Source organism: Mesorhizobium sp. B2-5-11, from assembly GCF_006440835.1.
Classification (GTDB): Bacteria; Pseudomonadota; Alphaproteobacteria; order Rhizobiales; family Rhizobiaceae; genus Mesorhizobium.
On the sequence record NZ_VFUK01000001.1, the window covers coordinates 832,100 to 847,669 of the forward strand.

Annotated in this window: 7 protein-coding genes; 5 read left to right on the top strand and 2 right to left on the bottom strand. The window is 64.3% G+C overall.

The genetic code is table 11. From position 1 onward, the window contains the following. Window positions 1–9 precede the first annotated feature (9 nt). From FJ490_RS04195 to FJ490_RS04210, 4 genes are all read left to right on the top strand, one after another. Complete coding sequence (locus FJ490_RS04195; RefSeq protein WP_140557047.1) at window positions 10–597, top strand: HutD family protein; 588 nt, start codon at window positions 10–12, stop codon at window positions 595–597. A gap of 267 nt (window positions 598–864) precedes the next feature. Then, complete coding sequence (locus tag FJ490_RS04200) at window positions 865–9,441, top strand: glucoamylase family protein (RefSeq protein ID WP_140728251.1); 8,577 nt, start codon at window positions 865–867, stop codon at window positions 9,439–9,441. A 354-nt stretch (window positions 9,442–9,795) separates the two neighbouring features. Then, complete coding sequence (locus tag FJ490_RS04205; protein ID WP_140494133.1) at window positions 9,796–11,568, top strand: glucan ABC transporter ATP-binding protein/ permease; 1,773 nt, start codon at window positions 9,796–9,798, stop codon at window positions 11,566–11,568. A 165-nt stretch (window positions 11,569–11,733) separates the two neighbouring features. After that, window positions 11,734–12,498, top strand: coding sequence for a heme ABC transporter permease (locus FJ490_RS04210; protein ID WP_140521733.1), 765 nt, complete (start codon window positions 11,734–11,736; stop codon window positions 12,496–12,498). Window positions 12,499–12,522: 24 nt separating this feature from the next. Here the strand turns inward: FJ490_RS04210 and FJ490_RS04215 are convergent, their stop codons facing one another. Then, a complete protein-coding gene (locus tag FJ490_RS04215; RefSeq protein ID WP_181165121.1) occupies window positions 12,523–13,581 on the bottom strand; it encodes a D-TA family PLP-dependent enzyme in 1,059 nt (352 codons plus the stop codon). 186 nt (window positions 13,582–13,767) lie between these two features. Here FJ490_RS04215 and FJ490_RS04220 point away from each other — a divergent pair, with 186 nt between their 5' ends. Next, the gene (locus FJ490_RS04220) at window positions 13,768–14,454 is read left to right on the top strand and encodes a D-lyxose/D-mannose family sugar isomerase (RefSeq protein ID WP_140560557.1); all 687 of its coding nucleotides are present in this window, start codon (window positions 13,768–13,770) and stop codon (window positions 14,452–14,454) included. Window positions 14,455–14,548: 94 nt separating this feature from the next. Here the strand turns inward: FJ490_RS04220 and FJ490_RS04225 are convergent, their stop codons facing one another. Beyond that, the gene (locus FJ490_RS04225) at window positions 14,549–15,553 is read right to left on the bottom strand and encodes a L,D-transpeptidase (RefSeq protein WP_140631515.1); all 1,005 of its coding nucleotides are present in this window, start codon (window positions 15,551–15,553) and stop codon (window positions 14,549–14,551) included. Window positions 15,554–15,570 lie beyond the last annotated feature (17 nt).

The window sequence follows — 15,570 nt, forward strand, 5'->3', positions numbered from 1 at the left end:
GGCCGACCGATGCGCGTCCTGCGGGCAGCCGAATACAAATCGATGCCGTGGAAGAACGGCGGCGGCGTGACGACGGAAATCGCCGTCTCGCCGGCCGATGCCGGGCTCGACACCTTCGATTGGCGTGTCTCGATGGCCCGCGTCGAAGGCAGCGGGCCGTTCTCCAGCTTTGCCGGCATTGACCGCACCCTGTCGGTATTGGAAGGCGAGGGGATCGTTCTTGATGTCGCCGGCCAGCCGCCGGCGCGCCTGACCGCCGCTTCAGCCCCGCTTTCCTTTCCGGCCGACCGGCCGACCAGTGCCGAACTGATCGCCGGCCCGATCACCGATCTCAACGTAATGACCCGTCGCGGCCGCATGAGGCATTCCGTCGAACGCCTCGTAATCTCGAACCCTTTGGAAATCGGAACTGAAAGCCGCGCGACCCTCGTCCTGTGTCTGGGTGGGGAGTTCGTGGTTGCCGCCGCTGAGCCTGTTCGCCTTGGCCACCTCGACGCGCTCCTGACTGCCTCAGCCACAACTGGCCTGCGCATCCAGCCGATCGACGACACGACAGTATTCGTGGTCCGGATCGATGGCATTCGAGCCAACGATTAACGCTTGTTTCCAAACATGATCGCGATGCCGGCGAAATATAGGGTAAGCTCCAGCCGGGATCACGAAAAAGCCTGAATCCTTTCCGTCGATCGGTCTCGGCGGGAGTGAGAGGCGTTCGTCTTTGAAACGGTCGAAAAGACGATGCCTTGTCGTGGTGCGGAAACAATTTTCGGCAAAAGCTGGGCATGCAACCAATTGCATTTGAATCGGTTTTAGGGCCATTGCCGTGGCGGTGACGCCGCTGAGTGCCCGCTTACGGAATTTTCAATGAATATTCAGACGAATCCAGCACAAATCGAAAAGACCAGCGCGAGCTTCCCGCCCATCACGGAAGAACCGATAAGATCCATTTTCCTGCCGGAGGAACGCCTTCGGCTGCTCGGTGAAAGCCTGGCCAAGGGCGATCTCGCGGATCTGTTCGGCCTGACGCCATTCGATTTCCAGGCCCGCATCCGCGACAGCGCCAAGAAGATCCTCGAAGTCTACCGTTCGACCAACGCCGCGCAGGCGAGGGGCGAGACCATCACGCCCGCGGCGCAATGGCTGCTCGACAACAACTATCTGGTCGAGGAAACCATTTTCCAGGTCAAGCGCGACCTGCCGCGCCGCTTCTATCGTCAACTGCCGACGCTGAAGCTGCCGGACGGCGGCGGCGTGCCGCGCGCGCTGGCGCTGGCCTGGACTTATGTGGCGCATTCCGACAGTTCCGTCTCCGCGACCATGTTCAAGGCCATCGTCCAGGGCTTCCAGTCGGTCGAGCCACTGAAGATCGGCGAACTCTGGGCGCTGCCGTCGCTGTTGCGCTTCGTTCTGATCGAAAATCTTCGCCGCCTTGCGGTCAGGGTCAACCGCACCCGGCAGATGCGCCAGATCGCCAATGATGTCGCCGACAAGGTGCTGGCGACCGACGATACCCGCGACCGGCAAGCGATCCTGGCCAATTTCAGCGCGCACGCCCAGGACACCACCTTTGCCACGCAACTGCTCTACCGCTTGCGCGACGGCTCGCAGAATGCAGGCAAGGCGCTGGAGTGGCTGGAAGGCGAACTCGAGAAGACCGGCTCGGACGCTGAGGAAATCATCATTTCCGAGCATCATACGCTGTCCAGCGGCAATGTGACGACCGGCAACATCATACGCGGCCTGCGTCTCATCAACGATATCGACTGGACGGTGTGGTTCGAGGGCGTCAGCCGTATCGACACGGTGCTGCGCGAGCGCACCGACTTCGCCGCGCTCGATTTCTTCTCGCGTGACCAGTACCGGACCGCGATCGAAGAGCTGGCCCGCCGCTCGAATCTGTCGGAATATCGCGTCGCCGAAAAGGCGATCGAACTGGCCGGCCAGATCACCAACGAAATTGCATCCGCCGCCGACGGCGCAGATGGCCTTGCGGCTCCTTTAGCGCACACGGATGTCGGTTTTTTCCTTGTCGGGCCACGCCGGCTGGAGCTGGAAAAGGCGATCGGCTACCGACCGACCGTCAGTCAGACCGTCAAGCGCACCTTTGCCAAGACCGGATGGCTGGGCATCGTCCTGCCGGTCTTTGCGCTGACCGTGCTGCTTCTGGTGGTTTCCGGCAATGCCCTTGCCAATCTCGGCCTGTCTGTGCCTTCGATCGTCTTGATGCTGGCGCTATTTGCCGTGCCGGCCAGCGAAGGCGCGCTCGCTTTCTTCAATACCGTTGTCTCGCTGTTCCTCAAGCCGACGCGCCTTATCGGCTATGACTACAGGCACGGCGTGCCGTCCGAGGCACGCACGCTGGTGGTGGTGCCGTCGCTGATCGGCTCGCGCGACGACGTCGAGGAAAACATCCGCAACATCGAAGTGCACTACCTCGCCAATCTGGCGGACGAGATCCACTTCGCCCTGCTGTCGGACTGGCCCGACAGCAAGACCGAGATCGACGCGGCCGACACCGAGATTCTCGAATTCGCCCGTGACGAGATCGCCCGCCTCAACGCCCGCTATCCCGCCGAAGGCGCGCCGCGCTTCTATCTCCTGCACCGGCGCCGGCTCTATAATGCCGCGCAGGGATGCTGGATGGGCTGGGAGCGCAAGCGCGGCAAGCTGCACGAGCTTGACCTGCTGCTGCGCGGCGACAGCGACACCACCTTCCTGCCGCTCGATGTGCCGCTGCCGGAAAAAGTCGTTCACGTAATGACGCTCGACGCCGACACGCGCACCACCCGCGATGCGGTCGCTACGCTTGTCGGCAAGCTCTGCCACCCGCTCAACCGCCCGCATTTCGATGCCACCAGGCGCGTCGTCACCTCGGGCTACACGATCCTGCAGCCACGCATCACCGCTTCGCTGACCAGTGGCGACGAGGCGTCGTTCTTCCAACGGGTCTTCTCGGCCAATCGCGGCCTCGATCCTTATGTCTTTGCGGTGTCCGACCTGTACCAGGACGTCTTCGGCGACGGTTCCTTCACCGGCAAGGGCCTCTACCACGTCGATGCCTTCGAGGCCGCGTTGCAGGGCCGCATCGAGGAAAACACCATCCTCAGCCACGATCTGCTCGAAGGCGCGCTGGCGCGTTCGGCGCTCGTCACCGACGTCGAATTGGTCGAGGATTACCCGACCCGCTATTCGGTCGATGCCTCGCGCCACCATCGCTGGGCGCGCGGCGATTGGCAGCTCCTGGGCTTCATCCTCGATCCGCGCTCCGGCGTCCCGGCACTGTCGCGCTGGAAGATGGTCGACAATCTGCGCCGCTCCCTGACGCCGATCTTCTGGGTGATGGCGGCGATCGCCGGCTGGACGCTGCTGCCCTTCACGCAGGCAGCACAATGGCAGGCATTGCTGATCCTCAGCCTGTTCATGGCGCCCACTTTCGACGTCGTCAACGCCATACTGCCCAAGAGCGGTGACCAGACGCCGCGCGGCCATTTCTCCGCACTGGCGCGCGACGTCGCCTTCGGCACCGCCATGGTGGCCTTGAAGATCGTGCTGATGGCGCATAACGCCTGGATGATGGGCGACGCCATCGTGCGCACGCTCTACCGGCTGTTCGTCTCCCGGCAGAACCTGCTGGAATGGCGCACCGCCTCGCAGGCGCACAAGGCCGGCGACAACGATCTCGGCTCCTACTACGGCATGATGTACGGCGCCGTGATCATCGGCTTCGTCGGCCTCGCCATTCCGGTGCTGGCCGATTCCACCGGCGCCTTCGTCGCCTTTTTCTTCGCTCTGTTCTGGATCGGCTCCCCGGCGATCGCCAGCTGGATCAGCCGTTCGGCCGAGACCGAGGACCGGCTGCGCATATCGCAGGCCGACATCCATGCGCTGCGCACGGTGGCGCGCCGCACCTGGCACTATTTCGAAACCTTCGTCACGGCCGAGCATCATCATCTGCCGCCGGACAATTTCCAGGAGAGCCCGGCGCCAGTGGTCGCGCCGCGCACCTCGCCGACCAACATCGGCGTCTATCTCCTGTCGGTCGTCTCGGCCCGCGATTTCGGTTGGATCAGCCTGTCCGATGCCATCACCCGCATCGATGCCACCATGACGACCATCGAGAGCATGCCGCGCAACCGCGGCCATCTCTTCAACTGGTACGACACCACCACACTGAAGCCGCTCTATCCGCTCTACATCTCGGCTGTCGACAGCGGCAATCTCGCCGGCCATCTGGTGGCGGTGGCGGCGGCCTGCGCCGAATGGGCCGAGGCGCCGTCCGTTCATCTCCAGGGCGATTTCGAGGGCATCCTCGACACAGTGACCATCCTCGGCGAGAGCCTGGATGAGCTGCCCGACGACCGCCGTCAGCTGCGTCCCTTGCGCCAGCGTCTGGCCGACCGCCTCGACGGCATGCGGCGCGCCGTCGACACCATCAAGGCGCAGCCGGAAATGGCCTCGATCCGCACCATCAATTTGGCTGTGCTGGCCGGCGAGATCCGCAAGCTCGCCACCGCCATCCACACCGAGGCGGCATCGCCACAGAGCGATGTCATCGTCGACTGGGCGGCCAGGCTCGAAGCCACCTGCGAGGCGCATGTCCACGACGCCCACAGCGACGACAACGCCGTAGAGGCGCTGCGTGCCAAGCTGCTCACCCTGTGCGAGCGCACGCGCCGCTTCGCCTTCGAGATGGAGTTCTCGTTCCTGATGCGGCCGGAGCGCAAGCTGCTGTCGATCGGCTACCGGGTCGAGGAGCACCAGCTCGACGAGAGCTGCTACGATCTTCTGGCCTCCGAGGCGCGGCTGACCAGCCTGTTCGCCATCGCAAAGGGCGACCTGCCGACTGAGCACTGGTTCCGGCTTGGCCGGCCGATCGTCGAGATCGGCTTCCAGGGCGCGCTGATGTCCTGGTCCGGCTCGATGTTCGAGTATCTGATGCCGCCGCTGGTGATGAAGGAACCGCAAGGTTCGATTCTCAACCAGACCAGCAAGCTGATCATCAAGCGCCAGATCCAGTATGGCCGTCAGAAGAATGTGCCCTGGGGCATTTCGGAAGCGGCCTACAATGCCCGCGACCGCGAGCTGACCTACCAGTACACCAATTTCGGCGTGCCCGGTCTCGGGCTGAAGCGCGGCCTTGGCCAGAACACGGTGATCGCGCCTTACGCCACCGTGCTGGCCGCGCAGTTCAACCCGCGCGAAGCGGTGCAGAACCTAGCGCGACTGCGGGAGCTCGGCGCGCTTGGCCGCCATGGTTACTACGACGCGGTCGATTTCACGCCGCAGCGCGTGCCGGAAGGCACCGATCACGTCGTCGTGCAGAACTACATGGCCCACCATTCCGGTATGTCGATCGCGGCGGTCGCCGATGCCATTTTCGAGGGTCGCCTGCGCGACCGTTTTCACAGCGATCCGGTCATCGAGTCGGCCGAACTTCTGCTCCAGGAGAGGGCGCCGCGCGACATCCCGACTGCGACCGTCAGAACCGAGGCGGACGAACGGGCGAAGGACGAGACCGAAACCGAGAGTCCCGACACCCGCATCGTGCTCGATCCTGTGCGGGCACTGCGTTCGACCAACGTGATGTCGAACGGCCGCTATTCGGTGATGGTCACCGCGACAGGCTCCGGCTACAGCCGGTGGGGCGATCTGTCCGTCACGCGCTGGCAGCCGGATCCGACCGAGGACCGGCTCGGCTCCTACATCTTCTTGCGCGACGCAGGCAGTGGCGACTGGTGGTCGGCGACGGCGGAGCCCAAGCGCGCGGCCGAGGAGCGCACCCAGACGCTGTTCTCCGACGACAAGGCGAGCTTCGTCAAACTGGTCGGCACGCTGCGCTCCGAGGTCGAATGCATCGTCATCTCGGAAGGCAATGGCGAAGGCCGCCGCGTGACGCTGTTCAACGAGGGACCGACCGACCGTCACATCGAAGTGACCTCCTTCGCCGAGCTGGTGCTGGGCCTGGAGGTATCCGACAATGCCCATCCCGCCTTCTCGAAAATGTTCGTGGAGACCGAAATTGCCCCCAATAATGGGGCGATCTTCGCCACGCGGCGCAAGCGCGAGACCAGCGAGCCAGACGTGACGATGGTGCATTTCGTCACCGACCCGTCCGGTCCGGCGCGCGACGCCGAAGCCGAGACCGACAGGCGCGCCTTCATCGGCCGCGGCCGCACCATCGTCGACGCTGCGGCGTTCGATCCAGGCGCTCGGCTTGGCGGCCATTCCGGCTTCACCCTCGATCCCGTCGCCTCGCTGCGCCGCCAGGTGCGCGTGCCCGCCAACAAGAAGATATCGCTGACCTTCTGGACCGTCGTCGGTTCCAACCGCGCGGAGCTGGAGGAGGCCATTGCCCGGCTCGACCACCCGGAGAGCTTTGCCCGACAGGCAATGCTTGCCTGGACGCGCAGCCAGGTGCAGACCCGGCATCTCGGCCTCAGCCTGGCCGACGCCGCCAACGTACAGAAGCTGGCGCGCTATCTGATCTATCCCGATCCATTCCTGCGCCTGCCGGCCGAATCCATCGCTTCGGGACTGGGCAAGCAGTCGAGCCTGTGGCCGACCAGCATCTCCGGCGATTTCCCGATCTTCCTGGTCAGGATCGGCGACGTCGCCGATCTCGAAATCGTCGCCCAGGCGCTCCGTTTCCAGGAGTACATGCGCACCCGTGGCATGATGATCGATTTCGTCGTCGTCAACGAACAGGCGTCCTCCTATGTGCAGGACCTGCAGCGAGCAGTCGAATCCCTGTGCGAGAACAGCCGCTTGCGCGGCAAGGAGCTCGGACCGCGCCAGCACATATTCGCCGTGCGCCGCGACCTGATGGACGAGACCACCTACAAGACGCTGCTTGCGGTTGCCCGCGTGGTTCTGCACACGCGCAACGGCACCATCTTCGATCAGATCGAGCGGGCCGAAGTGGCCGCCTTGCAGGCGCGCGATGCCCAGCAGCCGGCGGCATTGCCCGAATTGGGGCCTATGACGCATTCCTTTGGCTCGCAGGCCCTGGCGGCGGACGGGCACGGGCTCAGCCAATGGAACGGGTTCGGTGGTTTCGAGGGCGACGGGCGGCATTATGTCGTGCGCCTGGCCGGCCGCAGCACCACGCCCCAACCCTGGATCAATGTTATTTCCAATGCCTCGTTCGGCTTCCACGTCTCCGCCGAAGGCGCTGCCTTCACCTGGAGCCGCAACAGCCGCGATTACCAACTGACGCCGTGGTCGAACGATCCGGTTTCGAACCGGCCCGGTGAGGGCATCTATATCTATGATCACGCCAGTGGCCGGGCATTCTCGCCGCTCGCCGCCGTGGTGCGCGATCCGTCGATGACTTACGAGACGTGGCACGGCCAAGGGTTCTCCACCTTCCGGTCGAAGCGCGGCTCATTGTCGATGGACCTTACCCATGTCGTCGACCCTGTCGACCCGGTGAAGATTTCCCGCCTGCGCATCCAGAATACCGGCCCGGCGCCGGCCAGGCTGCGCGTCTATGCCTATGCCGAATGGGTGCTGGGCGGACATCGCTCGCGCACGGCGGCGACCATCGTTCCGTCGCGCGATGCCGCCACCGGCGCCTTGCTGGCACAGAACCCCTACGGGCTCGATTTCGGGGAGCGCGTCGCCTTCCTCGCCGCCGATGACGGCGTGCATTCGGTGACAGCAGACCGGACTGAATTCCTGGGCCGGCACGGCACCAGCGAGTTTCCGCAGGCGGTGCTGAGCGGCGCGGGACTGTCAGGCCGCGTGGAGGCCGGCGACGATCCCTGCGCTGCAATCGCCCGCGACATCGATGTTCCGGCCGGCGGCGACGTCACGCTGTTCTGGCTGCTCGGGGACGCCGGCTCGGCCGCGGAAGCGAGCGCCCTGGTGCGCAAGCATCGGGGCAGGGATTTCGACCAGCATCTGGCCGACAACGAGCGCGAGTGGCGCGGCTTCCTCGACACCATTCAGGTCGAAACGCCGGACAAGGCGCTCGACGCCATGGTCAACCACTGGCTGCCCTACCAGAGCCTCGCCTGCCGCATCCGCGCCCGCTCTGCCTTCTATCAGGCCAGTGGCGCCTTCGGCTTCCGCGACCAGTTGCAGGACACGCTGGCTCTGCTGGCGCACGATCCCAAACTGGCGCGAGACCAGATCCTCAACGCGGCGCGTCGGCAGTTCCCTGAAGGCGACGTGCAGCATTGGTGGCTGCCGCGCACCGGGGCGGGTGTGCGTACGCTGATCTCCGACGACGTGGTCTGGCTGGCCCATGCCACCGCGCGCTACCTGCTGGTGACGGGTGACGCCACCATCCTGAAGGAGCAACTGCCCTTCATCGATGGACAGCCGCTCGGCGAGGGCGAGCACGATGCTTTCTTCACGCCCGAAATTTCGAAAAAGACGGCGTCCCTTTACGAGCATTGCGCGCGTGCGCTCGATCTTGCCATTGCGCGCAGCAGTCCCGCCGGGCTGCCGCTGATCCTCGGCGGCGACTGGAATGACGGCATGAACCGCGTCGGCGAGCAAGGCAAGGGCGAGAGCGTCTGGCTCGGATGGTTCCTGCTGCGGACGCTGGGCGACTTCGCCGCCGTGGCCAAGACGGAGGGTGATGCCAAGCACGCGCAGGCCTGGGCAAAGCATGCCGACGCGCTGAAACGCGCGCTGGAGAGCACGGCGTGGGACGGCGAATGGTATCGGCGCGGCAGTTTTGACGATGGCACGCCGCTCGGTTCGCGCTCATCCCAGGAGTGCAGGATCGACTCCATCGCCCAGTCCTGGAGCGTGCTCTCGGGCGAGGGCGATCCGGCGCGTTCGACGACGGCGATGCAGCAGGCGACCAAGCTGCTCGTCGACGACGAACTCAAGATCCTCAAGCTGTTCACGCCGCCCTTTTCGAAGACGAAGAAGGATCCGGGCTACATCAAGAGCTACCCGCCGGGCGTTCGCGAGAATGGCGGCCAGTACACCCATGCCGCCACCTGGTTCGTCATCGCGCTGGCCGAAATGGGGCTGAACGACGAGGCCTATCGCTGCTTCTCGATGCTGAACCCGGTCAACCACGCATTGGACGAGGCCTCGGCCGAGCGTTACCGCGTCGAGCCCTACGTGGTTGCGGCCGATATCTACGCCGGCGACGGCAATGCCAGCGACAACAAGGGCGGCCGCGGTGGCTGGACGTGGTACACGGGCTCGGCGGGCTGGCTGTACCGGGCGGCGGTCGAAGGCATTCTCGGCATCGAGCGGCGTGGAAAGCAGATCACGTTTAGGCCGAAACTGCCCAGCCATTGGGATGGCTACGCCGCCACGCTCAAAATGCTGGGGGCCGAAGTCACGGTGCGTGTCGTCCGCGACAAAAAGACCAAGTCGATCTCGCTTGAAGTTGATGGTTCGAAGACGAAATCCGCGTCTTTCCAACCGAAGGCTGGTAGCAAGGTCGAAGTTGTCGTGAAGATACCCTCGTAAAATCAACAGCTTCAACCCTGTCCCGCGCATCCTCCGGAATGCGCGGGATAGTCTTTTGTCTATTTGCAGATCTCCGCTTGGGCAGCAGGCGGATCCGGTCGGGCCATGCCGGGCAAGATCGCCGTGATTAAAAATGTGGCAGCGCTCAGCGGCTGCCATGATTTTGCCGCAAGGCTGACATTTCACCTTTTATCTCAACCCGTTAGGTGATCACGTGAGATTTCGCATCGTCGTCATCTTTTGTTCGCTAAACGGGAACGGAAGGGATAGACGGGCATTGTTTTGCGACGCGTTAACCGATACGTGTCAAGAAATGGTGCGGTGCACAATAAATGTTTTGGCGGAGTAGCTGAAGTGTCCCTTCTGCAAATCTACTGGCGAGCGCTCGGTTATTTGGCAGCTGATAGGAAACGCGTAGCGCTGATCTGCTCAGCCAATGTCGCGCTGGCCATCATCGCCATCCTGGAGCCGATCATGTTCGGTCGCGTGATCGACGCGATTTCCGCACACGGCTCCGTCTTTTCGACCCTCGCCCTCTGGGCCGGCCTGGGCGCCTTTAACATTATCGCGTTCGTTCTTGTGGCGCGCGGCGCCGACCGCTTCGCCCACGCCCGGCGCAGCGAAGTGCTCTGCGACTCCTTCGAGCGCGTCATCACCATGCCGCTCGCCTGGCATCATCAGCGCGGCACGTCCAATTCCCTGCACACGCTGCTGCGTGCCGTGGAGACCTTGTTTAGTCTCTGGCTCGAATTCATGCGCCAGCATCTGTCCACGGCCGTCGCGTTGTTCCTGCTGATCCCGACCGCGCTCAGCATGGACGTGCGCATGTCGATGGTGCTGCTGGCTCTCGGCGTGCTCTATGTCGGCATCGGCCGGCTGGTGATGAAGCGGACCAAGGCAGGCCAGGCCGCCGTGGAGCGCCACTATCACACCGTATTCGCCCATGTGACGGACTCGGTCAGCAACGTCGCCGTTTTGCAGAGCTACAACCGCCTCGGCCATGAGGCCGATACGCTGCGCCGCTACGTCAAGAACCTGCTCGATGCGCAGAACCCTGTGCTCGACTGGTGGGCCATGGCCAATGCGCTGCATCGTCTGTCGTCGACGATTTCGATGATGGTGGTGCTTTTGATCGGCGCCTATCTGGTCACCCACGGCCAGCTGCGCATCGGCGACGTCATCGCCTTCACCGGTTTTGCAACGCTGCTGATCGCACGTCTCGACCAGATGTCGGCATTCGCCAACCAGATTTCGGAAGCCCGCGCCAAGCTCGAGGATTTCTACCATCTCGAGGACTCGGCGGCCGACGCCGCCGAACCGGACGGGCTGCGCGATCTCACTAACGTCACCGGCCATGTCCGCTTCGAGAATGTCGGCTTCGAATTCGCCAATTCGGGGCAGGGCATCCACGACGTCTCCTTCGAGGTCCAGGCGGGCCAGACCGTAGCCATCGTTGGGCCGACCGGCGCCGGCAAGACCACGCTCATCAATCTGTTGCAGCGCGTCTTCTCGCCGTCCACCGGCCGTATCCTGATCGACGGCATCGACACCCGCACCGTGACCCGCAAGTCGCTGCGCCATTCGATCGCCACCGTGTTCCAGGATGCAGGCCTGCTCAACCGCTCGATCGAGGACAACATCCGCGTCGGCCGCTCCGATGCGACCAACGACGAGATCCATGCCGCCGCCAACGCGGCTGCCGCACAGGACTTCATCCTGGCCAAGAGCAATGGCTACGACACGGTAGTCGGCGAACGCGGCGGCCAGTTGTCTGGCGGCGAGCGCCAGCGCATCGCCATTGCCCGCGCCGTGTTGAAGGATGCTCCGATCCTGGTGCTGGATGAGGCGACCAGCGCCCTCGACGTCGAGACGGAAGACCGCGTCAAGGAAGCGATCGACGAATTGCGCCGCGACCGCACCACCTTCATCATCGCCCACCGCCTGACTACCGTCCGCGACGCCGATCTGGTCGTGTTCATGGACAAGGGCAGGGTGGTCGAAATGGGTGGCTTCGCCGAGCTGTCGCTGCGCAACGGCCGTTTCGCCAGCCTGCTGCGCGCCGGCGGCCTGCTCAACGACGAAGAGGTCCGCCGCCTCAGCCGCTCGATACAGGGCGAGGCCGCCTGAGCGGGTTCTTTTACCTCCCCCCGTGGGAGGTCGGACCGAAGGTCCGGTCGGGGAGCGCCGCCGTCCTCACCCCGCTGCTTCGCAGCAACCCCCCAAGGGGAGGTGACAAGGCCTGCGACACTCCCTCGATTGCCCCAGACGCATAGCCGGGCTATTTAAAGCGGCATGAGCGACAGCACTTCACGCCTGAGCGGCTGGACCGATCTTGCCAACCCGACACGGTTCGTGGCGCTTGCCGACCGGGTGGTGCCGTGGCTGGCGACGATTGCGGCGCTGACCCTTGCCGCCGGCCTCTATATGAGCTTCACCGCGCCCGAGGACTTCCAGCAAGGCATCACCGTCCGCATCATGTACATCCATGTGCCTTTCGCCTGGTTGGCCATGATGTGCTACACGCTGATGGCGCTCTCGGCGCTCGGCACATTGGTCTGGCGCCATCCGCTGGCCGATGTCGCACTGAAATCGGCGGCCCCCATAGGTGCCGTCTTCACCGCGCTGGCGCTGGTCACCGGTTCGATCTGGGGCAAGCCGATGTGGGGCACCTGGTGGGTGTGGGACGCGCGGCTGACTTCGGTTTTCGTGCTGTTCCTGATGTATCTCGGCATCATCGCGCTGACCCGCGCGCTCGATGATGCCGGCCGCGCCGCCTGGGCCGCCGCCATCATCACGCTGGTCGGCTTCATCAACATCCCGATCATAAAATTCTCGGTCGATTGGTGGAACACGCTGCATCAGCCGGCCTCGGTGTTCCGCATGGGCGGATCGACCATCGACCCCTCGATGCTATGGCCGCTGCTGGTGATGGCCATCGGCTTCACGGTGCTGTTCTTCGCGCTGCACCTGATGGCGATGCGTACCGAAATCCACCGGCGGCGGGTGATTGCGATGCGCAGGGTCGCGGCCCGGCAGGCTGAGCGTCAGCCGGCTTGAATCACCCGCGCCTGGCCAAAGAAGTCATCCCATCCGCCCACGTGCGGCCACCGGCAGGGTTTCCAGCACCGTCTCGCCGTCGATCAAATTGACCTCATTGAACAGGTTGGTGACGACGCAGCAATGGTCGGGCACCACGCGCACGCGCTCGCCGATGCGAAGCTTGCCATCGCCTGAGAGCGTGACCGTGCCGTGTTCCTCGCTCAGGCTGGTCACCCGTGCTCCCGCAACGCCGAGCAACTCGCCGAAATCGGCGAGCCCCAGCGTGTCGCTCGACAGCGCCTTGCTGCCGGCGTCGAGAATGGCACGCGTCCGGGTCGGATGGCTGACCACGGTCGACAGCACGCTCAGCGCGCAATCGTCGAGGCTGCCGACGCCCTTGGCGACCTGGTAGCGGTCGAGATAGATGTAGGTGCCGGGGCGGTATTCCGTGACGACGCTGTCTTCGCCCGAGCGCCACATGTCGGGCGTGCCGCCGCTGGAGATGCGCGCGCAGGCGAGACCGCAGGCGGCCAGCGCCTGCCTGGCGCCGGCGAGCCAGGCCTCGGCCTCCCCCGCACGGCCCGCGGCCGGATAGGTCATCAACCCGCCGAAGGTGAGGCCCTTTGCCGTCTCGATCTGTCTTGCCAGGCCAACCGCTTCACCGGGCGTCTGCACGCCGCAGCGCCCCATGCCAGTGTCGCATTCGACCAGCACCGGCAGGGGATGGCCGGCATCGGTGAAGGTGGCGGTCAAGCCTTCGATCGTCTCCATGCTGTCCGCCGTCACCGACAGGGTGACGCGCCCATGCAGCGCCTTCAGCCGCTCCAGCTTGGCGCGGCCAAGGATGTTGTAGGGGAGAAAAATGTCGGTCAGCCCGGCATCGGCCATCACCTCGGCCTCGCCGATCTTCTGGCAGGTGATGCCGACCGCGCCCGCCGCCACCTGCTTCTTCGCCCAATAGGGCAGCTTATGCGTCTTGATGTGCGGCCTGAGCTTCAACCCGTGGCGGTCGGCATGCGCCTGCGCGCGGGCAATATTGGCTTCGGCGCGCGCGGCGTCGATCAGGATCGATGGCGTATCGAGGTCGTGAATGGTCGGCATTATCTGTCACCCTGTGGAATCCGCAGGGGTTATGGCCCTGAAAGTGCCTTGTGTCACCCGGCCAGCCGAGCGGATCCGTGATTCCATGCGGCCACGCCGCAAGCCGGGATCGGGCAATACGGATCGACACCGCATCGGCGTTCGGCTATGCGATTTGTCGGAAAAGTCGACACGAGGACCACGATCATGAAACGCTCCGCCATCAACGACATCATCCGCGAAGCCGACGCTTTCATCCGCTCGTTCGGTTACATCATGCCGCCCTTCGCCTATTGGTCGCCGGAAGAGATGAAGGCGCGCCAGGTCGATTCCTCTGCGATCTTCACCTCACGGCTCGGCTGGGACATCACCGACTACGGCCAGGAAAAGTTCAAGGAGCTCGGCCTGTTCCTGTTCACCGTGCGCAACGGCCGCTACGAGGACATGAAGAAGGGCATGGGCATGCTCTATGCCGAGAAGATCATGATCTCGCGCAAGGACCAGTTGTCGCCGATGCACCGCCACAACATCAAGGCCGAGGACATCATCAACCGTGGCGGCGGCAAGCTGGTGCTGGAACTGTTCATGCACGATCGCGACGGCGGCATCGATCCCAAGGCCGAGGTGTCGGTGCCTGTCGACGGCACCATCCACCGGTTGCCGGCGGGCGGGCTGCTGAAGCTCGATCCGGGCCAGAGCGTCACGCTGCTGCCCGGCGTCTGGCATGCCTTCTGGGCCGAAGGCAAGGACGTACTGATCGGCGAGGTGTCGACCGTCAATGACGATCTCACCGACAATGTATTTCGCGAGCCGATCGGTCGCTTCTCCAACATCGACGAGGACGTCGCCCCGCTGCACCTGCTGGTGTCCGACTATGAGAAGTGGCTGGGGTAACTTCGCAGTAAACTGAGGCGCCGGCCGGCTAACGGCCAAGGCCGGCAGCGCCTCAATGGCAGCAGCCAAGTGAAAGTGAGTCCCCCGGTTGCCTCTACGGCGATCCCTGGTCGATCGATCCCACCGCTTCGCCGGTGAAGATGACCTTCGTGCCCTCGTGCACTTCGGAGGCGAGATCTTCGGCGTCCCAATTGGTCAGCCTGATGCAGCCATGCGAGAAGGTTTTCCCGATCTTGCTCGGGTCCGGAGTCCCGTGAATGCCGTAACTTTCGATGGACAAATCAATCCACACCGATCCCACCGGATTGTTTGGCCCGGCGGCGATCGTGAAGGGGCGCTTGGTCCTGACCCCCTTGAAGGCGAAGTCGGGATCGTAGTGATAGGTCGGGTTGTGCACCACGCGTTTGACCTCTGCCTGGCCGCTCGGCGCCGGCTTCTCCTGGCTGCCGATCGAGGCGGGGTACACCGCAAGCACTTTGCCGGACGGGTCGAGCACGCGAAGCTGGCGCGCGCCCTTGTCGACCTCGACCTCAGCAACACCCGCGGGCGGATCGCCTCGGGTGACGGCAGGCACCAGCACCTTTTGCCCGGCCTTCCTGAAGCCGACGCCAGGGTTGAGCCGTTGAAGCAACTGTTGGCTGACGTGGAAGCGCTCCGCTATTTTTTCCGCCGCGTTGTGGTAGCCGAGCCTGCGCAGGCGGGCCATTTTCTCCATGCGCGCCGGAATTCGCCTGGTAAACGGTCCGCGCACATCCTTGCGCGTCAGCTCGTACGTCTCGAGCGCCGGGCTCGGGGAGGTCGCGACCAGCTTGTCCCAGGTCTGGCGGGTGAGCTTACCATCGGCGGGCAGCCCGTTGGCCGCCTGAAACGCCCGGACCGCCTTGGCGAAGTTCTCTGCTGCGCGGCCGTCGATCAGGCCCGGCGAGAAGCGCGCGCGATCCAGAAGGATCTGTGCCTTCAGCACGGTCGCACTGACGCCTTTTGCTTCGCTGTCGTCGAATTGCGTGTTGTTGACGGTTGCGACGTCCAGCTTTGCCGCCGCCGATACGTCACATGCCATGGCGAGCACGACAGCCGCGACGAGAAGGAGCCTGGTCATCGACGTCACACTCCTGC

Excerpts from the sequence above, each read along its gene's own strand:
- FJ490_RS04210 (WP_140521733.1), top strand. The coding sequence starts at position 11,734 with ATGAGCGACAGCACTTCACGCCTGAGCGGCTGGACCGATCTTGCCAAC.
- FJ490_RS04200 (WP_140728251.1), top strand. The coding sequence starts at position 865 with ATGAATATTCAGACGAATCCAGCACAAATCGAAAAGACCAGCGCGAGC.
- FJ490_RS04220 (WP_140560557.1), top strand. The coding sequence starts at position 13,768 with ATGAAACGCTCCGCCATCAACGACATCATCCGCGAAGCCGACGCTTTC.
- FJ490_RS04195 (WP_140557047.1), top strand. The coding sequence starts at position 10 with ATGCGCGTCCTGCGGGCAGCCGAATACAAATCGATGCCGTGGAAGAAC.
- FJ490_RS04215 (WP_181165121.1), bottom strand. The coding sequence starts at position 13,581 with ATGCCGACCATTCACGACCTCGATACGCCATCGATCCTGATCGACGCC.
- FJ490_RS04225 (WP_140631515.1), bottom strand. The coding sequence starts at position 15,553 with ATGACCAGGCTCCTTCTCGTCGCGGCTGTCGTGCTCGCCATGGCATGT.